This is a genomic window from Siminovitchia sp. FSL H7-0308 (assembly GCF_037980985.1).
In the GTDB taxonomy this organism is placed as follows: Bacteria; Bacillota; Bacilli; order Bacillales; family Bacillaceae_C; genus Siminovitchia; species Siminovitchia thermophila.
In genome coordinates, this window is record NZ_CP150282.1 from 1,803,198 (window position 1) to 1,825,303 (window position 22,106).

Sequence of the window (22,106 nt, forward strand, 5' to 3'; positions counted from 1 at the left end):
ATCATATTTGGAGAAATAGGAGTTACATATGCAATGATTATTAACATTTGTTATTTCATTTCATATGGACATATGGGATCTATATCTTTTCTCGGGGAGATGCTTACATCGGAGAAATATTGTGTTCAATTCGGGAATTATTGCGACAATCACGGGTCTTGCTTTGATGTTTTCTCCTTCCAGCATGCCTGGCATTTTGGAAAGAAAATAACAATCCCACTGTCGATGATCATGATTGGCAGTTCCCTTGCGGAAATCAAAAAAGATGAATATGTAAGCTTATTCACAACTACTACATTATGGATATCAGCCGGCGCCAAACTACTTGTCATTCCCTTCCTGCTATTCCCGTTTATGTTTTTGAATGTTCCTTCTTCATTGCTTGTTCTCGCCGCCTTAATATCCGGCATGCCGTCCGCTCCCACGACATCCCTTTTCTCCTACAAATACGGCGCCAACGCAAACTATGCCTCGCTGGGCGTCTTTTTATCAACACTCTGATCAATGATGACCATCCCCGCACTATAATTGGGCATTCACTTTCTTGACCCCGCAATAACTAGCAGTAAACCTCATTTCAAGCTCAGGGGAAAGCGAAACGAGAGAGTACTGCCCGTAAAAGCCCGATTGGTTCAGCTAGCAACCAGTAGGGGATGAGGCGTCCCTACTAATTGAGTTTCCCGTTATATTAGTCATGGAATGGGTGGCTGTCACGTATACTTTATTGAAGCTTCTGGTACAGGGGGGAAGCGATGAACATTAAGGATCATTATTCATTTATGTCGAAGCTTTATTTGCAGCAAACTGTCTTATTTGCCGTTGTCTTTATTGTAGTCATATTACCTAATATGAAAAGAACGGATTTTTTGCTCACGAATATGGCAGGGGTGGCTGTTTTTCTTTTCATGGTTTACTATTTTTTTCGCTGTGTTTATTTTACCTTTAAAAAGAATGCCGTTTCATTTGCATTGGTGCACAGCGCAACATCGTTGCATGGAAACACGTATTTGTTATTCCCTTCTCATAATTCCCAAACGGTACTTGAGGCATATTCTTCGGACGGCATACGGAGGTGGTCGATTCTTTCTCTCAAAGGAAGGGAAAGACGTGAACGTTTGCGTTACTTTTCCTTGGGTGAGAAAGGGCATATTTTTAAAGTGCATGAACACGGAAACGGCCATACCGGTTATATGTATGTCAACTTGAATGATGTTATATTTTTTGGGGCTGATAAACCATTAAAGATAACATTGAAGCGAGAAAAAGGAAAACAAATGAATTTTATAATAGAATCCGACTGCTATCAATTAAAAAAGCCGTACTCGAATCGGTTCCTTTATAAAAATGGACAAGCGGTCATGACCGTTAAAAAAGGATTGATGCCTGTTAGCTGGCAGCAGTTTTTCCATCCAAATACTCCACAGCTAAAATTCGCGGAACAATTGACTGTGGAGGAAAGAGGACTGTGCCTTTGCCTGATCACCCTTTTTTGAGCCGTTGAAGAGCTTGTGTAAAAGGCTGGTTTTCTTTGCAGGTAAAAAAATGGGCGAACGGGTCTTCGATCTGCTTGATTCTTTCCAGAACCGTTTGTATGGTGAATTGATCGGGGACAAGCTTGTCGGTCAACTCCTTCCATTGAAGCGGCGCGGCTACAAGCCCTGATTCATTTTTACGCATAGAATAGGGGGCAATGATGGTTTTACCCTCCGCATGCTGAATAAAATCAATATAAAGCCGTTCACCTCGGTTTTTCTTTAATCTTTCAATTGTAAAAGAATCTGGATCGTATTGAACGAGAAATTCCGCAATGAATGATGTAAAGGTCCGTGTATCCTCCCATGTAAATTGATCTTCCGGCAAAGGGATATATACTTGCAGGCCTTTATTTCCCGACATTTTGACGAAAGAATGCAGGTTGAACTCATCCAATATTTTTTTTAATAAGGTTGCCGCGCGCACAGCCAAAGGGAATTTCGAACGGTCAGGCGGATCAAGATCAAAGACAATTTCGCTTACAAAGTTGGTTGTGATCGTTTGAAACGGAATATGAAACTCAATGGCCAACTGGTTGCCAAGCCATATGAGCGTTTTTAAATCATTACAAACAATATAATCAATGTCATCAATCATGCAGGATTCAACAAAGTCAGGTGCTGAATCAGGCTTATGTTTTTGGTAAAAAAAATCGCCAAATATGCCATGTGGTGCCCGGATGACTGTTAAAGCCCGTTTTTCCAAAAATGGAAGCATAAGGTGGGACACTTTTCGCAAATAGCGAATGTAGTCCAGTTTCGTGATCTCGTTACTTTTCCACAACAACTTATCGGGATGGGTGATGGCCACTTCATTTGGAAATGATGCTTCATGAAGCAGAAATTGCTCGTACGTACAATCATCCGGATGCAAGTCAAAACGCAAGTCTTTAAAATGGGGTTCGCGCAAGCCATCGGCCCACTCCAAATAATATAGATCAAGACAAATCCCGGGTTTTACAACTAGTTTCGTTCCCTCCCGTTGCACGTAATTTTGCCGGATCGTCGTGATGAGGGCGGTTTTTGTATGGGCATCCAAATTAAACAGAAATTGGCCAAGTGGAAATATGGCTTCACCTTTCCATACCCCGACAAAAAAGTAATTGTTTTGTTCATCCAACGCTGTGATAAAACACGAAACCGTTTTCCAATTTTTTATTTTTAGCCAACTACTCGTTCTTCTGCCGGCTTCCCAAGGACTTTGCGGCTCCTTTGCAACAATGCCTTCACTATCATAGTCTTTCGCTAATTGTATGGCATCTTTGAATGAGTGGAAAGCTGGAACATACTGACATAGCTTTTTATCGCCGGGGTTTGGAGACAAAGGAAATGCGGCGGTTTTAAAAAGTTTTTGCAGCGATGATTTTCTTTCCATATATGGGTGGTCTGTCATGCTTTTTCCATTCAAAACGAGAAGATCAAACACTAGGTAGCGGCAGGGCCAGGCGGTTGCTTCATGCATGATTCTATCTTTTGAACCCATTCTGCCCCTCTGTTGCAACTTTTGAAAATTTGCTTTGTACGGATTTTCCAAAATGACCAATTCACCATCGAGCATAAGGGGAAAGGAGCTTGCGAATAAATCTGTTTGTGATTGAAGAAAGCGGCTGATCTCTGGAAACTGGGGCAGCAAATCCTTTCCGTTTCTGCTCCAAAGATGAATAGCATCTTCACTCCACTCCAAAATGGCTCGGTAGCCGTCGTATTTTATTTCATATCGCCATTTGCCATATCCGGGAGGATCGAATGACAAAGAAGGGAGCATAGGCTTCATCTTAAACATCACACCTTTCCATTCATAATTTGCCCAACTGCTCTGCATTTACCAAAAGTTTTTGTGTATGTAACGATCTTTTGAACAAAAACTAGTGTCAATAGACAATGGATGGAAGGTGAGTTTATGCATACCATGTGGAAAGGCAGCATCAGCTTTGGGCTTGTTAATATTCCGGTCAAGCTGCATGCGGCCACTGAGGATAAAGATGTTAAATTTCGCTCTCTTCATGAAAAATGCCATACTCCGATAAAATATGAAAAGATTTGTCCGTCGTGTGAGCAGGAGGTTGAAGCGAAAGAAATTGTAAAGGGCTATGAAGTGGCAAAAGGCAAGTTTGTTGTGATAGAAGAGAGCGAACTGAAGGAATTGAAGGGAGGGGGGGAAGAAAAAGCGGTAGAAATCATTGATTTTATCAAGCTCCAAGAAATCGACCCCATTTATTTTAACAAAAGCTATTATATGTCTCCCGATGGCGGTGGAAAAGCGTACAGCCTCCTCAGAAAAGCTTTAACGACCTCGGAAAAAGTGGGAATCGCCAAAATCATGATCCGTTCAAAAGAACAATTAGCGGTTATTCGCGTTTTCTCTAATACTTTATTAATGGAGACGATCCACTTTCCGGATGAGGTCAGAAAAGCAGCAGAGGTGCCGAACATTCCGAGTGCTGACAATGTCTCTAAAAAAGAAATTGACACTGCCATATTACTGATTGACCAATTGACTACAACCTTTCAACCAGAAGCGTATCAGGACGATTTCCGTTTGCGGGTATTGGAGCTTGTCGAAGCGAAAAGGACCGGAAAAGAACTGGTAACTGTGAAAGAAAAAGCCCCTGTTACTGAAATGAATGATTTAATGGCAGCATTACAGGCTTCGATCGACAGGACCAAGCCACAGGCGGATAAAAAACCGACCACTAAAAAAAAGAAAACGACCAAGACGACGAAAGCGAAATGATCCGCATCAACAACATGTCGAAAAAGCAAGGAAATGGGCGGATTATATTTGATCATATCGACCAAAAATCTTTCCTCATTTCTTGCTTTTTCATATTTATTCCTGTATGATAAGAGGGAACAAAACGATCAAAGCTTTTTTAAGTACCAATATTGGAGTTCCATTCACATGTTATAATGAATATCTACTCCAAAAAGTGGGTATTGATTATAATATGTGAAATTTTTATTTACAGGGTAAATATTAGTAACATATTAAAAAATTTTTGGAGGTTTTATCTACATGGCAACAGGTACAGTAAAATGGTTTAACAGCGAAAAAGGCTTCGGCTTTATTGAAGTGGAAGGCGGAAGCGACGTATTCGTACATTTCAGTGCGATCCAAGAAGATGGATTCAAAACACTCGAGGAAGGCCAGCACGTTGAATTTGAAATCGTTGAAGGCCAACGCGGACCACAAGCCGAAAACGTTGTAAAAATATAACCAAAAAAATGAATGGGGCCGATGATGCCCCATTTTCAAATACGCAAAGAGACGTTTGTTTCTTTGCGTGTTTTTTTGATTTACGCATTCATTACTCCGCTCGCCAGACAAGCTTTAATCAACTCTTTTTTATCTTCTTCATCAAATATTCTCTCCAGTCGTTCCGGCGCTGTTAAATACACGACGCCATTCCCTTCAATCTTCGCTGAAAATCCCAATGGAACTGTCCGTTTGACTAATTGGGCATATAATTCACTTTCTGACAGCGGCCTTGCAAAATGTTTGTTGGCTGCAACTTTAATCAGAGCTAATGCACCGGACACATGAGGGGCTGCCATAGACGTGCCGCTTAAGACTGCATATCTTCCGTTAAGATGGGTAGATAAGATTTCCACTCCAGGAGCAACCAAGTCAATTTCATCATGGGAATTTGTAAAATCGGGATAGCGGCGGTCATAGTTAATCGCACCAACGCAAATGACTTCATTATAACGCCCTGGATAGGCATATTCATCTGATGATTCTTCGCCATCCCCGTCGTTTCCGGCCGCGCACACAACAAGGACATTTTTGTTGACAGCATCCCTGACAGCCTCATGTAATTCCGGGTGGTCAACAGGTCCTCCCAAAGACATTGAAATGATGTCCACTTTTTGTTCAACCGCATATTTTATCCCTTTGATAATCCAGTCATATTGGCCTGCGCCGTTTTTGTTGAGCACTTTGACAATGAGTAAGTTGCACCCAGGCGCTACTCCAACAATTCCTTTATTGTTCTCACTAGCGGCAATTGTTCCGGATACATGAGTACCATGGCCATTATAATCTTGTAAGATTTCAGGACGGCCGTCATCATCATCTGTAAAATTTCTTCCCCCCATTACTCTGTCTTTTAAGTCGGGATGATTGACATCACATCCGGTATCCAAAACAGCTACAGTGATGCCTTCTCCTTTTGTTTCCTTCCACAATTCCGGAGCCTGGATCAATTCAACGCCTTTCGGGACTACATTCACGACTTTTTTCTGCTCTAACATATGAATGGGGATGACATGTGCAAAATGACTCATCATTTTTTCCTCCTTTTAATGTAAGATTATTAAAGAAATTCCGAAAATAGAACGCCCGTTCCGATAATGAAGGGAAAATCAACTAATTTTATCTGCTGAATGATTATTCTGTACATTTTTTTTAAGCTTCCGTATTTCGAGGTGGATGAATATTCCCCATCCAATCAACATCATTTCCAGCCAATGTTGTTTGATCAGTTGAAGGATGATGACGAACAGTTTACCCTTTAATACGGAATCCGGGATCAGCAACCCCAATATGGTTGCAGAAACACCGACCCAAGGTAGCCACCAGTCATTTTTAAGTGCCCACGATTTAAATTTTTTCACAGTCATCCCTCCCTTCAAGAGGAATCACCCATGGTTTCAGCGGCAATCATCATCATAAAACCTATACCATTAATTGTTGTTGTGTTTCTGCCCAAGAAAATGAAGGGAATGGGACACGTTTTTGCAAATCTAAGATGGGGGAAAAAGCCAAAACGGAAGCAATGACTCAACAGTTTTTTAAATTGGTTCCCAAACAACCAGGCTATTGACAGCGACCTCAACCTACAGGATTCTGCCCATTTGCCAAAAAACCAATTTACTATACGGCCATAACAGTGGAGATGACTACGGGGTATTTGTTTATGGATGGAAAAATGACTACAAAACCGTTTTTATCTACTATAAGCGCATGACGAATCCTCCTTTCATAACCATTTTAAATCATTTACCCAGTTGGCAAGCTTGGAAAACGGATATGAATGAAAATGAGTCTTTTGGCATGTTTATACTTTTGCTTCTCTTTATCGGTATTTCAAAATAATGTATTTCTTTCTCAAGATACATAACAATGAAGGGGCTGGAGAAAATTATAGAGCAAGGAGGGAACAGAATTGAAAGAAAAAGATAGGAAAAATGAACCAACCATCGCTCCCGGAATAGATGAGCAGGAAAAGATGATTCGAAAGGCCACAACAAAAGAAGTACGCAAGGGAGAATATACACGTGTCACCCGTTTATCGTATGATGAAGTCGACCCGAGCTGAAATAAAAGGCCATACCAATTGACGCTGGTATGGCCATGTTTCTTAGAGCTCATCAAATCCGTTTAAATCACTTGTTTTCGTATATTGACGAGACTTTTGCTCAAAAAAGTCTGTTTTCGTTCCATCAAAGTTATCTACATACGCCCGAATCCATTTCATCGGATTTTCCGTATAATCAGGGTATATTTCGCTTAAGCCCAATAATTTCAACATCTTATTGGCTCGATATTGAATATATCCTTCCATCTCAAGAAGATCGATACCGTCAATCTCTCCAAGTACGTACCTGCTCCATGCGGTTTCTTGTTCAACAGCGTGAACAAATTGATCATATACCCAGTTGCAAAATTCAGCTGTATTATATTCCGGATTTTCTGCAAGAACAGCTCGGAACAAATCGCCCATAAAGCGGCCGTGCTGAAGTTCATCCCGGTTGATGTAAGAAATCATCGTTGATGTTCCCACCATTTTTTGATGTCTGGCAAGGTTGTAAAAGAATGCAAACCCGGAATAGAAAAACAAACCTTCGAGTAATGATGAATAAACGATCGCTTTTAATACGGTCTGAATGGAAGGAGCATGGGCAAATTCATTATAAACGTCCATAATCCGTTCGTTTCTTTTTAGCAATACTTCATCTTTTCTGCCAGTTTCAAAAGATTCATTTTGCTTATCAAGTGTTGTAACAGAAGAAAGGACATACGCATAGCTGTGATTGTGTTCACTTTCCTGGTCCGCAATAGTAGCCATAATGGATTTGACGGATGGATCAGTGGAAAAATGGGAAATTCTCGCCGCCAAGTCCGTTTGTGGGCCGTCCAATGTTGCGAGCAGGCCGATAATTTTTAAAAACGCCTCCTGTTCAGGCTTTGAAAGAGTGGGAAACTGTTTGGCATCTTGCGTCATGTCCACCTCGCTGGCCCGCCAAAACAATGAGCGGATTTGCTCGCGGTAATCGTAAAAATAAGGATAAGCAAGATCATTCCAATTTAATATTCCGCTCGCTTTCCCGCCAAAAAGGGCAGTAGATTTATTCGGGTTGACAGGGTTTAATATGGCTGCTTTTTGTAAAAGTTCAGGCAATGTTTGATAACTCCTTCCGTCCAGTTGTTGACATGTTTTTCCTGCGAGCCTCTTGGGCTTTGTTCTATTTTCAAGGGGGCGATCGGCGAACAGTAAAACTTCGCCAGCTTGTCTGCTGCTTTGCAAAATAAATCATCGCCCCCAAACTGGGTGTCTCCTGTTCCAAATACGTATACGTTCGGCGGTTTCCACCCCAGTTCATATACAAAATCTTTTACAATGCCGGGGGTGGCGCCCTTTCCCCAAGTAAAAGATCCAAGAACCACGGCATGAAACCCGGAGGGGTCCGGGATTGGACCTTTTCCAATCCGGTACATCGTTGTTTCCATCCCCTCGCTATTCAATCGGGTTTGGATCAATTTTGCGGTTTCTTCCGTGTTTCCGCTGTAGGTGGCGTAACAAATCAAGACTCGCACCATACACATTCCTCAATATCGGATGCCGTTGAACGGACATAATAAGTCGTTTTGAGCCCCGAATCCCAAGCTTGCAAATGCAGGTCTAGCATGATTTGCGCCTTGATATTGTTCGGAACATACAAATTAAATGAAATAGACTGGTCGATATGCCGTTGCCGTGCGGCATTTTGCTGAATGGACCACCGCTGGTCTACGATGTAAGCGGATTTTCGGTATATGTTGTACGTATGATGGGTTAAATCTGGTGCCACAACAGGCAATTTGTAATCCTTTTTTTCTTCAAAGTAAAAAGGCTTGAAAATGGGATCGATGCTGGCTGTTGAGCCTGCAATAACGGATGTGCTGGAGTTGGGTGCAACTGCCATTAAATACCCGTTTCTTATCCCGGCGGTTTGAACTGCTTCCATGACCTCTTTCCACTCGTCTGATCTGTCACCGGCCAGATAGCCCCGTTTCTGAAAATAAGTTCCTGTTTCCCAATCACTGCCTTGGAACAGAGGGTAGGGCCCTTTTTCTTTTGCCAGCTCGACACTCGCGCGAATGGCCAGCAAGGCGATTTTTTCATATAATTGGTCTGCAAGCTCCACGGCCGTTTTTGATTCCCACTCAATGCCGTTTAAGGCCAATAAATGATGCCAGCCAAATGTTCCCAGTCCGATAGCCCGATATTTTTGATTGGTGATGACAGCCTGTTTAACGTCAATGGTGTTTAAATCAATGACATTATCCAACATTCGGATTTGGATGGGGATCAATCGTTCCAGTACATCGTGCGGGCCATCTATTTTTTGAACCGCTTTGGCCAAATTAATGGATGAAAGATTGCAAACGACAAAATCACCAGGTTTTTTATAAGTAATGATCGTGTCTCCATCTATTGTTTCATCAAATTGCACAGTGGGGGACATGTTTTGCATAATTTCGGTACATAAATTACTTGAATAAATCATTCCCGCATGCTTGTTCGGATTCATGCGATTCACTTCATCCCTGTAAAACATGAACGGTGTTCCTGTTTCCAACTGGGATTTCATGATTCTAATCATGATTTGAATTGCCGGAACCCGCGTTTTAGTCAAAGTCTCGTTTTGAATACATGCTTCATATTTTTCTCTGAAAGTGCCCGCGCCTTTTTCTTCGTCATAAAAGTCTTCCAGCGAAAAGCCCATGACTTGTCTCACTTCATGCGGGTCAAACAAATACCAGTCACCGCGTCGTTCCACTTGCTCCATAAAGAGATCGGGAATACATACACCCGTAAAAATATCATGCGCCCGCTGACGGTCGTCGCCATTGTTCAGTTTTAAATCGAGAAAAGAAAGAATATCCGCATGCCACACATCAAGATAAACAGCAACAGCGCCTTTTCTCCTTCCGAGCTGATCAACACTAACTGCTGTATTGTTCAACTGTTTAATCCAGGGAAGAACCCCGGATGACGCGTGTTTGAATCCTTTTATGGAGCTTCCACGGCTTCTGACTTTCCCCATATAGACCCCGATGCCTCCGCCGTCTTTGGAAAGCCTGGCAACATCTGTGTTGCTGTTGTAAATGCCGATCAGCGAATCTTCCACCGTGTCGATGAAGCAGCTCGAAAGTTGGCCATGCGCAAGTCCGGCATTGGCAAGAGTAGGAGTGGCGACTGTCATGTACAAGTTCGACAACGCCCAATAACTTTCCTGAATCCACTCTTTTCTTTTTTCCTTTGCCTCATCCTGCATTAAATGCATGGCGATGATCATCCAGCGTTCTTGCGGCAATTCATAAACATTTTTTTCATGATCCGTTGCCAGGTAACGCGTCGCCAATGTATGAAGTCCTATGTAATCAAATAACAAGTCACGCTCCGGATCAATGATTTGTTCCAGCTCCCGAATCTCTTTTTCACTGTATTTTTCAAGTAAACGAGTCGAGTAAATTCCGAAATCAGTTAATTGCTTGATTAATTGATAGAAATCCCCGTATTTTTGTTTTTTGTCATAGGAGCGGTTGATACTGGCCTGTTTGTACAAGTTTGCGAGGTAGATTTTTGCGGCAGTGTATGTCCAATCCGGGTTGGCTTCATCCGTATTTTCCAAAGCGGCTTGAATGAGAAGGCCCGTTATATGATCTTTATGATATTCATTTTTAGATTCTATCACCCGGACAACCTTATCGATGTATGCGGGACAGTTTAAGTCCGCGACCCTTTCTATAAAACGCGATAATCTCTTTCGATCAAATGGCTGCTTTTGAGATTCTTTTTCAGCAATAATGGTTGTCATTTTCTCACCTTTTCTTCATTTTTTAAAAATAGAAAAACCCGCTCCGGGAAGAGAGCGGATCAAACGATAGGAGAAAAAAGCGCACGAAAAATGACGGTTTCCACTATCGTTTCATCTTCTCAATCCCCGAAGAATTGAAACTGTGACAAAAAAGGCAGGTCTCCTGACTTATGCATCGTCCTACTTGGTCACCTTCCCGTTTAAAAAACAGTGGTATTGCCGTTCGTACGCATTTACAGTTGCGGGGACAGTTCCGGCTTTTCACCGGATTCCCTTTTAAGCCCTTTTGGGCGCCTTCTTTGTTGTGTCACTATATATTGTGTTTTATTTAATTTCTACACCTAAATATTGTATCTACTAAAATATAACATGGCCAAAACCAATTGACAAGCAAAATATCGTTTTCCGGTTGAATAAACGAAATGCAACATTCAAACATGAAAAACGGAGACAAACTGTATGTGATCAAGTCGGCGAGAACACAAACAATCGTACCACAAACAAACACGCCTTTAAACATCTGGCCGCTTTTGGGAAATATCTGCCCTTCCTAACGGAGGAAAACACAAGACGCGTTTCTCCTTGAGCGCGGCGTTGTTAAGGGTATTTTCCCAAGACAGCCATTGAAATATGAAGAAAAACCGAAGCATATGCCCCAAGCTTAAACATATAAAGTGATCGAATTCATCAAGCTTACCGAGAGAAAGAGCCTGTAACTCAATGGTTACCTGATGCTATTTGTTATAGCGTTTTTTTATGTATACAACAATGCTAAAAACGAATGGGTCGGCCGCAAAAACATTTGGATCACACTCCGACTTATTCCGATACGGTGGTGAAAAAATGAATTTCTTTTACCAATATTTTTAGTTTATTAAGATTGATGGGGAAAACCAGCGGTTGCCGAAAAGACAGGGTTCGAATTTTTGCTCGTGATCATTATAGTAACAACAATCATAGCCGGGAACAGGAACGACATTCCTCTAACGAATTTGAGAATCTGACACGCCACACGCATGTGACATGTTTGTCACATGCTTTTATCATTTGTTCGTCGAATCGAAGGAAAAAGATATCCAATCCTTTTATGATCAATATATCAAGTAAAGGATTGAACATAATTGAGTATTCTTGAAGCGCAAAAAATTTATAAAAGTTACGGAAATAAATTTAACAGGCAGGAAGTTTTAAAAGGAATAGATATTCAAGTGGAAAAAGGAGATTTTGTCAGTATCTTGGGCGCGTAAGGCTCGGGAAAAACGACATTGCTTAACGCCCTTTCTTCCATTGACAAAGTGAGTGAGGGGACGATCAAAATTGATGGAAAAGACATCGTCGGCATGAAGGAAAAGCAACTTGCCGAATTCCGCAAGCATCACCTCGGCTTCATTTACCAGGAATATAATTTGCTGGATACGTTAACTGTCAAAGAAAATATCTTGCTGCCTTTGTCCATCAGTAGGGCTCCTACTGAATGTTAGTTGAACCAATCGTTTTCCCAAGATGTTTGAGGGAGAATTTACTCATCAAGCTCCTACTGAATGTTAGTTGAACCAATCGGGCATTTAGGTGCCGTTTTCTCCCACTTAAACCTTTTGTATCAACTCATCAAGTCTTGAAGTGAGAGTCTTACGGCACCTTATATGCGGGATAAAGTTGCTTTGGAAGTATCCCGCGTTTGACTTCTCTCCTTAAACAGCGGCTTATGGTCTTGAGTAAAATGGCAATTTAACAACATTACTGTTTTTCATTTTATTTGCCAAATATAATTGAAAAGCAAACGTAAAAAAGGTATTCTAGTAAATCGGGGATGGTGAGATGTGATGGAAATAAATATAATGGAAACTATTAAATATATCGTGCTGGGGTTGATTCAGGGAATTACCGAGCCAATCCCGATTTCATCCAGCGGGCATTTGGTGCTTGCCCAGCACTTTTTAGGAATTTCCACAAAAAAGTTGACATTTGAATTGCTTGTAAATGCAGGTTCTTTGATTGCCGTTTTAATTATATATCGTAACGATATTATTCGTCTTGCGACGAACGGCTTTTCTTACATATTGCATCGAAACGAAGAGGCGAGGGATGATTTTCGCTTCATTGTCTATTTAATAATCGCCACGATTCCGGCCGGAGTCATCGGTGTTCTGTTCAATGACATGATTTCGGAAACGCTAAAAGGAGTACATATTACTGCCGTTACCTTGCTTATAACGGGTGTAGCGTTGTTTTTAATCCGAAATTTAAAAGGAAGAAAACAGGATGGAGATCTGACACTCAAGGACGCTATTGTGGTCGGCTTTGCACAGGTGGTAGCTTTAATACCGGGAATCAGCCGCTCAGGAGCGACGATTGTCGGTGCGATGGGCATGGGCATGAGACCTGAGACAGCACTGCGCTTTTCATTTTTACTGTACATACCGGTCAGTGTGGGCGGAACGATTCTAAGCATTTCCGACATGGTGAACGACCCTGACTTAACAACATTGTTTATCCCGTATATAAGTGCTTTTGTTGTTTCCATTGTGGCTTCCTATTTTTCTTTAAAATGGTTTATGAACATTATGGAAAAGGGAAATTTAATTTATTTTAGTATTTATTGTTTCGTCGTTGGGACACTTGTTCTCATTTTTGCTTGAACTTGCCGGCTTGCGGGGCTACTCGCAAGCCGTTTTTTCATACAGCTATCTTGTCACAATGATAATGGTCTGGTCATTAATCTCATGTGCTGCGGAATCAAGGATTTTTCCCAAGCTGCTGCTTATCTTCTCCAGTTCTTCCTTGTCATGAACAAGGAATACAGGAGCACCGCCACCAAGGATCACGTTTTGATTTTGAGTAACGATGGCGGCAATCTTTGCTTTGTTTTCTTCTGTATCCACGTCAAACCACCCCAGTTTATCTGTTTTTTCCTTTGTCCCCTTCATTTGGCAGCCTAATCGCACTATCCAACACTGGAACATGCTCCAGTACCGTTTTAACTTGTTCAAAATCTGTTTCTAGCGGCATAATGAATAAGGCGACTCTTCCATCATTCATATCTCGTTTGGATAGAGGGACGATATCGGGTTCTCCTGTATCGAGGTAGACGCCGAGTATGTTGGCAACATGATGGAGCATCGCCTGTCTTTGTCCAAGGTGTGAAATGGTGACGACACTGTTTTCATGTTTCGGTGTAATAATCGCCCCAACCCCTCTTTTGAGGATGAGCTGCCGGCTGGCTTCAAGGCCTACATTCTTTATATGTATATCCTTGACAAAAAGCTGGGGCCCCTCAAACCGGATCTCCCCCTGAGAAACTGTTGCGATGGCTGTCAGCACTTTCCCGGACATATTTTTTTTGACGACAATCAGCATGGCCAACCCGCTCAAAAGTCCGGCCCAAATGGAGAAAACAGCAAATAGTGTTGTCACGAGGCTTGTAAACATGACGAGATAGTTTCGGCTTTCAAAAGCTTGCGCCATCCCCTCGATAAAAGGCGCCCCGCGCTTGACCAATTCACTTGAATCAACATTGGAAAGTGTCTCCCTTTCCATTTTGCGGACTTCGCGAAACTGAGTTGCAGCCAACCCCAAAAAAGTAACCGCAGTCCAATTGGATTCTAAAACGGCAGGAACGGCAACCGCCCCTATAAAAGAAGCAATAAAACCCATTGACAAATGAATGATCCGGCCCTGCGGATAAGTTGGATATTGCCTAAAGTCTGTCCGCAGCAAAACAATGCGGGCAATGCATCCAAAAATGATGCCGATTAGAACAATCAACAAATATCGGTCCATTCCCATGCTCCTTTTTAGGAAAAAAACTTCCATTATATGATGCCGCCAGGAACAAAAAATATGAGCATAGTGTTTTATTTTTTCATTTTTTGGGTATTATCAAACATTCAAATTTGGATGGGGGAGGGAAATGAAGGATTAGGCATCATACGGGACCGTTCAACGTATTTCGAGCAGTTTTTCATGTTTTAGCCAAAATACCGCTTAAATATGAAGGATAGGCTTGTTTGAAATATGGACAGTTGTTCGGTAAGCTAAATAATGATACACGAACTGCTGTTCAACTTGCCATTCGTAATTGTGACAGTATCGCGTTTGGAAAACGGTGAGTGAAGTCTGGAAAGCCAGAAACGCATGTTTCTCCGTGTTGTCCGTTTTTAAGTTGAAACATGTGAAAAGTTAAACATACCCCACTACTTCCCAAAATTTACAACTTAGAAAGGGCATCGCCCACAGCCCATTTACTTCGATCAAATCGGTTGCGCAAAAAGCCTCTACCAAAAATAGACTTTCATTCAAGCAATTCATTCAGAATTTGTGTTGGAAAGTATAATATGCCAGAAAGCCGAAATACCGGATGAACGGACGGGAGAAAATGATTCATTGCCTCAATGAATCAGCACGTAATTAAACACATAATTCGGAACAAAAATATTGTTAAAAAAAGGGGAATATTCAAATGAAAAAACTGGGAATAATGTTAGCCGCAGCCAGCCTCATACTACTGTCTGCATGCGGCGGAAGTGGTGAAAATTCAGAAAGAAAAGGGAATAAAGATTCCGGCACCATCGTCTTTGCTGATGCCGGCTGGGATAGCATCCGCATCCACAACGGGATTGCGCAAACAATCATCGAGGAAGGCCTGGGCCATAAAACAAAAGTGACAGCGGGCTCCACATCCGCCACTATTCAAGGACTTCGCCGCGGGGATATTGATGTTTACATGGAAGTGTGGACCGACAATATTAAAGACGTGTATGAAGATGCTGTCGAGTCGGGAGACGTTGAACAAGTTTCAACCAACTTTAACGATAATGACCAAGGTTTATACGTGCCATCATATGTGATTCATGGCGATAAAGAACGCGGTATCGAGCCTTTGGCGCCAGACTTGAAAACCGTGGAAGATTTAAAGAAATATCCGGAAGTATTTGAGGATCCCGAAGATCCCGGCAGAGGCCGCATTATTAATGCGCCGAGCGGTTGGGTTGTAGCTGAACATATTGATGCCAAATTTGAAGCATACGGCTTGGATGAAACAATGAACAATTTTATGCCGGGATCGGACTCGGCGATTATTGCCTCGCTCGTTGATGCGTATAAGGCCGGAGAAGGCTGGGTTGGATATTACTGGTCACCTACGGCCATAACAGCGAAATACGATCTTGTCCTGTTGGAAGAGCCGGAATATGATGAAGAAACCTGGGAAAAAACAAAAGCTACGAAATTTCCTCCCAATGATGTTGTCGTGGCCGTTCATAAAGATATGCCTGAACAAGCACCTGAAGTCGTGGATTTCTTGAAAAATTACGAGACAAGCAGCAAGCTAACAGAGGCGGCCTTGAAATATATGGAAGATGAAGATGCATCAGCGGAAGAGGCAGCAGTATGGTGGTTGAAAGAACATGAAGATGTATGGACAAAATGGGTTTCAGATGATGTTGCCCAAAAGGTGAAGGACGCGCTTTAATCCCCATTGCTGGAAGCTAGACGCCCAAGAATCGAAGTAAAACGATGGGATGGGGGAACAATTGCCGGTAAAAGGCCGATTCGTTCGGGTTGACAGACAGGAAAGATTCGACAAATTGATTTTGTAGGCGCACGAAGAAGAAAAACGCAAACGTTTTCGAGAACGTCGTTGTCTGTGTTGTTACAGGATGTTAGTCTTTGTTCTTGTTCTGTATATAATCAATGGGGGCGTTTTTCGGCAGACTCGGAACGCCGCGTCTGCGTGATTCATCTCAACGCCCATTGTTCTGAGCTTCACGTTAGTGTTCACATGGAGCAGCTTGGCCGCGTTTGGCCGGCTGCTCATTTCAAATCTTAATATAGGTGAGGTAGGTATTATGGAAGGATTTCCGGATATACAAACAAATCTGGGAAAGTATGCCGACCAATTGGTTACTTTTCTCGATGTTTCTCTTGAAGGATTTTTTGATTTTATTTTCTTTCTGGCATCAAGGACGATTAATGGAATCCAGGATTTTCTCATTTGGATCCCCTGGTGGTTGTTTATCGTGGCCATTTTCTTACTGGGATGGTATTTTAAGTCGGTTTTTTCAGGAGTATTGTACGGCGTCTTTATTTTTCTCATCGGAACATTCGGGTTGTGGGAAGATATGATGACGACGATCGCCATCATTGTGACAGCGGTCCTTATTTGTTTGGTTCTTGGTATTCCATTTGGCATATTGATGTCATACAGCACCGGCTTTTCAACCGTTGCGCGGCCCATTTTGGATGCGATGCAAACCATGCCAAGCTTCGTTTATTTAATTCCCGCGATCTTTTTCTTTGGATTGGGGAACGTATCGGCTATATTTGCCACTTTAATCTACGCTCTTCCGCCGGTGATCCGATTAACCGAACTTGCGATCCGCGGCGTTGACAAAGAAGTGATCGAATCAGCCCAGTCCTTTGGATCGTCTCCTTGGCAAATGTTACGGAAAGTACAGTTGCCGCAGGCTTTGCCAACCATTATGGCAGGAGTGAACCAAACGACGATGATGGCTTTGGCGATGGTTGTTATTGCTTCAATGGTTGGAGCGCAAGGTCTTGGTGAACAGGTGCTTATCGCGATCAACAGGATAGACATCGCTTTAGGGTTTGAAGCGGGAATCAGCATCGTATTTTTGGCCATTATTATTGACAGAATCACTAATGGAGCGGCCGACAAGTTTCAGAAGCACAGGAGGTTGGCTCGATGACAACACAAATAAAACTGGAACACGTTTCAAAAATTTTTGGCCCCAAACCCAAATCGGTTATCCCCATGATTAAACAAGGGATGTCGAAAGAAGAGATTTTGGAAAAAACGGGCCATACAGTCGGAGTATACGATGCATCTCTGGAGATCAAAAAAGGCGAAATATTCGTCATTATGGGCTTGTCCGGAAGCGGAAAATCAACGCTTATCCGCTGCTTTAACTTATTAAACAAACCGACTGACGGCGCTATTTATATTGATGGTGTCAATATTGTCAATGGCGGCAAGTCCGAGTTGAAAAAAGTAAGACAGGAAAAAATCGCCATGGTATTTCAGCATTTCGGTCTATTCAGCCACCGAACGGTTTTGGGCAACGTGGAGTATGGATTGGAAGTCCGGAACATGCCTAAAAAGGAACGGCGTGAAATAGCCTTAAAAAACATTGAAATAGTAGGATTGAAAGGTTATGAAGATCAATACCCGGATGAATTGTCGGGGGGAATGCGCCAAAGGGTGGGGCTGGCCAGAGCATTGGCCAATGACCCCGATATCCTCTTGATGGATGAACCTTTCAGTGCGCTTGATCCGCTTATCCGCAGGGAAATGCAGTTGGAGCTTTTGGATATCCAAAATCGTCTACAAAAAACAATTGTTTTTATTACACATGACGTGAACGAGGCTTTTAAGCTGGGGGATCGGGTTGCTGTCATGAAGGATGGCCGTGTTGTACAAGTCGGTACACCTGAAGAAATTATTGAACGGCCGGCGAACAATTATATATCCGAGTTCATTAAGGACATTGACCGTTCGAAAATCCTCCAAGCGGAGCATGTCATGATCAAGCCGAATGCGCTCGTTTCATTGAAGGACGGTCTACATGTCGCAGTAAAGGAAATGAAGGAGAACGGCATATCTAGCGTTTTCGTTGTGGACCGCCAGAGGCATATAAAAGGCATTGTAACGATAGATGACGCGGTAAAGGGGATAAAGCAAAAAAAAGCGTTGCCTGAAGTGATGCGGGATGACATTTCCATTGTCCAAAAAGATGAATATGTCAGTGATTTAATACCAAAAGTATTGGAGTCGAAATTTCCGCTAGCCGTCGTAGATGATAACGACAAACTGTCCGGATTCATTCTTCGTGTCCATGTTTTATCGGGCCTGGCTTCCGCAAACGGGAACGGGAATGGTACAGACGACTCGTAAAAAAAAGAACGGGGAAACAGCAACATGTTCGTTTTCCGTACCAAAGCCCTTGGAAACTCTTAACGGAGCTCCCAAGGGCTTAATAGTCTAATAATGTAAATATCTTGATGGAACCGCAGTTTTCCGAACGGTCGGGGCTGTCCGAAAAGTAATATTGCCGCTTGAAAACAAAAAAACCGAACCCAAGATTGCCGTAAAATCAACATCTTGGGTTTTACATTTTCATGCATTTACTCTGAATTGGATTTTTTAGACAGCCCCTCCTGCTTGATTCTAATTAGCTTTATATAACAGCGCATGAAGTGCCCGAAAAATAATAACGCCAGCAAATAATACAATAACAATGACAGCGATAATTTGAATCACAGTGATCAAAGGAACTACAATAGTCAGGTTGGGAACCAAAAGTGTGATGCCCAATAAGGCATACCCAGCAAGGATGGCAAGCAAAGAAGTTGGCCAATTCATTCTAAGTATACACCTCCTTGGTAACAATGTATGAACACCAATTTCCGTTGGTGCGATTTTAAATATAAATAAGGAAACAATCTAGCCGCGATTGCAATCATATATTAAATGATATATGATAATGTTGGTATCGAGGTTAAAAGAGATGCAAGGGGGAGGCCTGTATTGAAAACAATTTTCATAGAAGGGGCATTTATTGGAAATAGAGAGGAACATGAACCTTGTGTAATGGTGCTTGGCTTTTTTGATGGCGTCCATTTAGGGCACCGTTCATTGATTGACACGGCCAAAGACATCGCAGAGAAAAAGGGCATAGAATTGGCTGTTATGACATTTTTTCCACATCCAAGCAATATTTTACGGGTTCAAAACAAAATAACGAGTTATTTGACGCCTCTGCCTGACAAACAGAGATTATTGAAAAATATGGGTGTTGAAAAATTATATATTGTAACATTTACCGAGCAGTTTGCCGAACTTTCACCGGGAGATTTTATTAAAAAATATGTGGCTGGATTACATAGCAAGCATGTCGTTGCCGGTTTTGATTTTACCTATGGTTACCGCGGGAAAGGAAACATGGAACGAATGAAGTTAGATGGAAAAGGCTTATTTGATGTAACAACAGTCCCCAAAAAAGCTTTTAATGGTGAAAAGATTAGTTCGAGTAAAATCAGGAAGCTCTTGGATGAGGGGAAAGTGGAGGACGTTCATCATTATTTGGGGAACCATTACAGTGCGCATGGAATGTTGGAAAGCCAATCATTCGATCAATACAGCGGAAAAACAGTCGCCCATATTGTATTCCAACATTATTATTTGCCGCAAAAAGGGTTGTATATCGTTGAAGTGACGACTCAAGAGCGAATATATCAATCAATAAGTCTGCTTGATGTTCATCATTCATGTGTGTTAGTGTTGGAAGGAAATATACATATTCCTGCACCCGTAACGATTAAATGGCTGGCAAAAGTGAAAGCGTTCTCTCCGTTGCAGTATAAGTCCATTGATCAAATAACAAAAAATCCATACTATCCGCTAAAAGCTTAACTGTTGTTTTAACCGTTTTCTTATGTATAATGTACGAGTGAAGAAGTGGTAAAAGGAAGTATCCTGAAGTCCATTTCTTCGCTTTTTCTTTGCCATTATCAGTTTTTATACAGAAAGTAGGATACGTATGGAATTTACAGTTGTTTTTCAGTCAATCATCATTATTACTTTGATGATCATGATTGGCGCGTTGCTCGGTAAAACAACTCCATTAAATGATGATACTCGCAGAGCATTTATTCAAGTGATCGTAAATATTGCGATGCCCTGCATTATTTTATCGAGTATTTTTCACGTTGAAATGGATGACCAGATGTTTAAAATGATTGCCATCGTTTTTGGGCTTTCCATCATTATTAATCTTATTGGAATCGGGACCGGCTTTTTATTTGCTTGGTTATTTCATAGGGGTTCCAATAAGATAAGGGAAATTGCCATCCTTTCAGGTTTGGGAAACACCGGATTTATCGGCATTCCGCTTTGTGCGGCACTTTTGGGCCCAGAGGGGGCTTTGTTTGCGGCCATTTTTGATGCTGGAGTCGATGTGACCATTTGGACAGTCGGAGTCATTTTACTTCAGAAAAATAGAAAGTTTGCTTGGCAAACATTAAAGTCCATGGTGAATATTCCGACAGCAGCCATTTTCGTTGGTCTTATTACCGCATATTTTCAATTAAAGCCGCCCGGTCTTTTGATTGACTTGACGGACAGATTGGCCGCATTGGCGGCACCGCTCGCCATGTTCTATATCGGAATGATGATCATGACCCTGAAACGCGGACAAGTACGCCGTTCGGTAAACCATATTTGGGTGCCCATTTCCGTAAAATTGATTATTTTGCCGATCGCTTCCATTTTCATGATACACTTTTTCAGTTTAAACACGGTACTCGTTCAAACGGTCTTGATTCAATCCATGATGCCGACGATTACCCTGGCATCCATTCTCTTTGCCAAATACTCTGCAGATGAACAAATGGGGGCCTTAACGACTATTTTTTCCACGCTGCTTGCACTTGTGACCATCCCTTTAATGGTGTATGTAATGAGCCTATTTATTCATTAAACTTGCTTTTTGTCCATATCATGATATGATGGCAGTACATGCACCTAATAATTGAATAACTTCTTTGAAACAATGAATTTTGTCTGCTAGGGGAGCTGTAAAGCTGAGAGAAATCGATGATTGAAACCCTTTGAACCTGATCTGGTTTATGCCAGCGTAGGGAAGCAGGCTGCGTCATTATGATTTGCTTTATGATGATGAGCCGCTTCCTTTTCGGGAGCGGTTTTTTCATTTTTTCAAAGTGGGGAATCATGAAGTACAAACTTTTTTAAAGGAGTGGAACCAATGAAAGTTGAAAAAATGTTGTTTACGGACAGGCTTTATGAGAGCGCGAAGGAAATATGGGAAAAAAGCTATAACCACCCATTCGTCCAAGGGGTAGGAAAAGGAACACTCGATCAAGAAATTTTTGAATATTATATGAAACAAGACTATGTCTATTTAATTGATTATGTGAAGCTGTTTGCTATTGGAGCGCAAAAAGCTCCCACTCTCGAAATTATGACAAAGTTCTCACATTTGCTTCATGAACACCTCCATTTTGAAATGGAGCTGCATCGCCAATTCGCCGCAGAGTTTGGCATTTCGAATGAAGAGCTTGAAAACACCGAACCCACACCAGTCAATTTGGCATATACCCGCTACATGCTGCATGTGGCTCATAACGGAACATTGGCGGAACTTGTGGCAAGCCTGCTTCCGTGTGCCTGGCATTACGCCGAAACGGGAGAAAGATTAAAAGAACAATATGGGGCTACTTTGGAATCCAACCCGTACCGCAAATGGGTTGAAACCTATTCATCAGAAGAATTTACTTCTCTTGGAAAATGGCTGATTGATCTCATGAATCAGTTAGCAGATGGGAAACCGGAAAGAGAATTGGCGGAATTGGAAAAGCACTTCCTTATCACCTCCAAATATGAATATTTATTCTGGGATATGAACTATCATCAACAGAACTGGACGCTCTAAATCCTAATAGCCGGAGGTT

At 41.9% G+C, this 22,106-nt stretch carries 21 protein-coding genes, 1 pseudogene and 2 riboswitches; of the genes and pseudogenes, 13 read left to right on the plus strand and 9 right to left on the minus strand.

Going from position 1 to position 22,106, the window contains the following annotated elements; genetic code table 11:
- The first annotated feature begins 33 nt into the window (after positions 1-33).
- Together MHB50_RS08605 and MHB50_RS08610 are read left to right on the plus strand one after the other, a co-directional pair.
- Complete coding sequence (locus MHB50_RS08605) at positions 34-501, plus strand: AEC family transporter (protein ID WP_139345707.1); 468 nt, start codon at positions 34-36, stop codon at positions 499-501.
- Positions 502-752: 251 nt separating this feature from the next.
- A complete protein-coding gene (locus MHB50_RS08610) occupies positions 753-1,493 on the plus strand; it encodes a hypothetical protein (protein WP_339163193.1) in 741 nt (246 codons plus the stop codon).
- Here the strand turns inward: MHB50_RS08610 and MHB50_RS08615 are convergent.
- Positions 1,480-3,306, minus strand: a complete 1,827-nt coding sequence (locus MHB50_RS08615; RefSeq protein ID WP_339163196.1) for a DNA ligase D — start codon at positions 3,304-3,306, stop codon at positions 1,480-1,482. The two genes, MHB50_RS08610 and MHB50_RS08615, sit on opposite strands and share 14 nt — an antisense overlap.
- 126 nt (positions 3,307-3,432) lie before the next feature.
- Here MHB50_RS08615 and MHB50_RS08620 point away from each other — a divergent pair, with 126 nt between their 5' ends.
- Both MHB50_RS08620 and MHB50_RS08625 read left to right on the plus strand, forming a co-directional pair.
- The gene (locus MHB50_RS08620) at positions 3,433-4,266 is read left to right on the plus strand and encodes a Ku protein (RefSeq protein WP_339163198.1); all 834 of its coding nucleotides are present in this window, start codon (positions 3,433-3,435) and stop codon (positions 4,264-4,266) included.
- Between the two features lie 282 nt (positions 4,267-4,548).
- On the plus strand, positions 4,549-4,749 hold the full coding sequence (locus tag MHB50_RS08625) for a cold-shock protein (RefSeq protein WP_077113407.1): 201 nt from the start codon (positions 4,549-4,551) through the stop codon (positions 4,747-4,749).
- A gap of 80 nt (positions 4,750-4,829) precedes the next feature.
- Here MHB50_RS08625 and MHB50_RS08630 read toward each other — a convergent pair whose 3' ends face one another.
- Entirely contained in the window at positions 4,830-5,819 is a 990-nt protein-coding gene (locus tag MHB50_RS08630) for a S8 family peptidase (protein WP_339165651.1), read from the minus strand.
- A 78-nt stretch (positions 5,820-5,897) separates the two neighbouring features.
- Positions 5,898-6,149, minus strand: a complete 252-nt coding sequence (locus MHB50_RS08635; RefSeq protein WP_339163200.1) for a hypothetical protein — start codon at positions 6,147-6,149, stop codon at positions 5,898-5,900.
- Positions 6,150-6,700: 551 nt separating this feature from the next.
- On the opposite strand from MHB50_RS08635, the gene MHB50_RS08640 reads away from it, so the two are divergent.
- Positions 6,701-6,853, plus strand: a complete 153-nt coding sequence (locus tag MHB50_RS08640) for a hypothetical protein (RefSeq protein WP_339163203.1) — start codon at positions 6,701-6,703, stop codon at positions 6,851-6,853.
- Positions 6,854-6,895: 42 nt separating this feature from the next.
- On the opposite strand, the gene MHB50_RS08645 is transcribed toward MHB50_RS08640, so the two are convergent.
- Genes MHB50_RS08645 through MHB50_RS08655 form a run of 3 tightly spaced genes read right to left on the minus strand, consistent with a single transcriptional unit; the run spans position 6,896 to position 10,619 of the window.
- Positions 6,896-7,936 carry a ribonucleotide-diphosphate reductase subunit beta gene (locus MHB50_RS08645; RefSeq protein ID WP_339163205.1) on the minus strand — a complete coding sequence of 347 codons (1,041 nt, stop codon included), beginning with the start codon at positions 7,934-7,936 and terminating at the stop codon, positions 6,896-6,898.
- Positions 7,903-8,355: a flavodoxin gene (locus MHB50_RS08650; protein ID WP_077113411.1), complete on the minus strand. Its 453-nt coding sequence runs from the start codon at positions 8,353-8,355 to the stop codon at positions 7,903-7,905. The genes MHB50_RS08645 and MHB50_RS08650 overlap by 34 nt, the downstream gene beginning before the upstream one ends.
- A complete protein-coding gene (locus tag MHB50_RS08655; protein WP_339163208.1) occupies positions 8,340-10,619 on the minus strand; it encodes a ribonucleoside-diphosphate reductase subunit alpha in 2,280 nt (759 codons plus the stop codon). Before MHB50_RS08655 ends, MHB50_RS08650 begins: the two co-directional genes overlap by 16 nt.
- 135 nt (positions 10,620-10,754) lie before the next feature.
- A riboswitch (cobalamin riboswitch) is annotated at positions 10,755-10,932 on the minus strand.
- Between the two features lie 808 nt (positions 10,933-11,740).
- Between MHB50_RS08655 and MHB50_RS08660 the strand changes: the two are divergent.
- A pseudogene (locus MHB50_RS08660) lies at positions 11,741-12,079 on the plus strand (ATP-binding cassette domain-containing protein); the annotation flags it as partial.
- Positions 12,080-12,442: 363 nt separating this feature from the next.
- Positions 12,443-13,258, plus strand: coding sequence for an undecaprenyl-diphosphate phosphatase (locus MHB50_RS08665; protein WP_339165447.1), 816 nt, complete (start codon positions 12,443-12,445; stop codon positions 13,256-13,258).
- 45 nt (positions 13,259-13,303) lie between these two features.
- Here MHB50_RS08665 and MHB50_RS08670 read toward each other — a convergent pair whose 3' ends face one another.
- Together MHB50_RS08670 and MHB50_RS08675 are read right to left on the minus strand one after the other, a co-directional pair.
- Complete coding sequence (locus MHB50_RS08670) at positions 13,304-13,501, minus strand: hypothetical protein (protein ID WP_340085141.1); 198 nt, start codon at positions 13,499-13,501, stop codon at positions 13,304-13,306.
- Between the two features lie 16 nt (positions 13,502-13,517).
- Entirely contained in the window at positions 13,518-14,399 is an 882-nt protein-coding gene (locus MHB50_RS08675) for a YIEGIA family protein (protein ID WP_339163212.1), read from the minus strand.
- Between the two features lie 679 nt (positions 14,400-15,078).
- Here MHB50_RS08675 and MHB50_RS08680 point away from each other — a divergent pair.
- From MHB50_RS08680 to MHB50_RS08690, 3 genes are all read left to right on the plus strand, one after another.
- Positions 15,079-16,089 carry an ABC transporter substrate-binding protein gene (locus MHB50_RS08680; RefSeq protein ID WP_340085142.1) on the plus strand — a complete coding sequence of 337 codons (1,011 nt, stop codon included), beginning with the start codon at positions 15,079-15,081 and terminating at the stop codon, positions 16,087-16,089.
- 376 nt (positions 16,090-16,465) lie between these two features.
- A complete protein-coding gene (locus MHB50_RS08685; RefSeq protein WP_339163217.1) occupies positions 16,466-17,326 on the plus strand; it encodes a proline/glycine betaine ABC transporter permease in 861 nt (286 codons plus the stop codon).
- On the plus strand, positions 17,323-18,531 hold the full coding sequence (locus MHB50_RS08690) for a glycine betaine/L-proline ABC transporter ATP-binding protein (RefSeq protein WP_340085143.1): 1,209 nt from the start codon (positions 17,323-17,325) through the stop codon (positions 18,529-18,531). The genes MHB50_RS08685 and MHB50_RS08690 overlap by 4 nt, the downstream gene beginning before the upstream one ends.
- A 273-nt stretch (positions 18,532-18,804) precedes the next feature.
- Here MHB50_RS08690 and MHB50_RS08695 read toward each other — a convergent pair whose 3' ends face one another.
- Positions 18,805-18,999, minus strand: coding sequence for a hypothetical protein (locus MHB50_RS08695; protein ID WP_077113418.1), 195 nt, complete (start codon positions 18,997-18,999; stop codon positions 18,805-18,807).
- 165 nt (positions 19,000-19,164) lie between these two features.
- On the opposite strand from MHB50_RS08695, the gene MHB50_RS08700 reads away from it, so the two are divergent.
- From MHB50_RS08700 to tenA, 3 genes are all read left to right on the plus strand, one after another.
- Complete coding sequence (locus MHB50_RS08700) at positions 19,165-20,049, plus strand: adenylyltransferase/cytidyltransferase family protein (protein ID WP_339163223.1); 885 nt, start codon at positions 19,165-19,167, stop codon at positions 20,047-20,049.
- Positions 20,050-20,176: 127 nt separating this feature from the next.
- Positions 20,177-21,115: an AEC family transporter gene (locus MHB50_RS08705; RefSeq protein WP_339163225.1), complete on the plus strand. Its 939-nt coding sequence runs from the start codon at positions 20,177-20,179 to the stop codon at positions 21,113-21,115.
- Positions 21,116-21,193: 78 nt separating this feature from the next.
- Positions 21,194-21,295: riboswitch (TPP riboswitch) on the plus strand.
- A gap of 105 nt (positions 21,296-21,400) precedes the next feature.
- Positions 21,401-22,087: a thiaminase II gene (tenA, locus tag MHB50_RS08710; RefSeq protein ID WP_340085144.1), complete on the plus strand. Its 687-nt coding sequence runs from the start codon at positions 21,401-21,403 to the stop codon at positions 22,085-22,087.
- The last annotated feature ends 19 nt before the right edge of the window (positions 22,088-22,106 follow it).

Coding starts and splice junctions, on each gene's coding strand:
- MHB50_RS08680 (WP_340085142.1), top strand. CDS start 15,079: ATGAAAAAACTGGGAATAATGTTAGCCGCAGCCAGCCTCATACTACTG.
- MHB50_RS08610 (WP_339163193.1), top strand. CDS start 753: ATGAACATTAAGGATCATTATTCATTTATGTCGAAGCTTTATTTGCAG.
- MHB50_RS08605 (WP_139345707.1), top strand. CDS start 34: ATGATTATTAACATTTGTTATTTCATTTCATATGGACATATGGGATCT.
- MHB50_RS08625 (WP_077113407.1), top strand. CDS start 4,549: ATGGCAACAGGTACAGTAAAATGGTTTAACAGCGAAAAAGGCTTCGGC.
- MHB50_RS08630 (WP_339165651.1), bottom strand. CDS start 5,819: ATGAGTCATTTTGCACATGTCATCCCCATTCATATGTTAGAGCAGAAA.
- MHB50_RS08675 (WP_339163212.1), bottom strand. CDS start 14,399: ATGGACCGATATTTGTTGATTGTTCTAATCGGCATCATTTTTGGATGC.
- MHB50_RS08655 (WP_339163208.1), bottom strand. CDS start 10,619: ATGACAACCATTATTGCTGAAAAAGAATCTCAAAAGCAGCCATTTGAT.
- MHB50_RS08690 (WP_340085143.1), top strand. CDS start 17,323: ATGACAACACAAATAAAACTGGAACACGTTTCAAAAATTTTTGGCCCC.
- MHB50_RS08695 (WP_077113418.1), bottom strand. CDS start 18,999: ATGAATTGGCCAACTTCTTTGCTTGCCATCCTTGCTGGGTATGCCTTA.
- MHB50_RS08615 (WP_339163196.1), bottom strand. CDS start 3,306: ATGAAGCCTATGCTCCCTTCTTTGTCATTCGATCCTCCCGGATATGGC.
- MHB50_RS08665 (WP_339165447.1), top strand. CDS start 12,443: ATGGAAATAAATATAATGGAAACTATTAAATATATCGTGCTGGGGTTG.
- MHB50_RS08620 (WP_339163198.1), top strand. CDS start 3,433: ATGCATACCATGTGGAAAGGCAGCATCAGCTTTGGGCTTGTTAATATT.
- tenA (WP_340085144.1), top strand. CDS start 21,401: ATGAAAGTTGAAAAAATGTTGTTTACGGACAGGCTTTATGAGAGCGCG.
- MHB50_RS08685 (WP_339163217.1), top strand. CDS start 16,466: ATGGAAGGATTTCCGGATATACAAACAAATCTGGGAAAGTATGCCGAC.
- MHB50_RS08650 (WP_077113411.1), bottom strand. CDS start 8,355: ATGGTGCGAGTCTTGATTTGTTACGCCACCTACAGCGGAAACACGGAA.
- MHB50_RS08705 (WP_339163225.1), top strand. CDS start 20,177: ATGGAATTTACAGTTGTTTTTCAGTCAATCATCATTATTACTTTGATG.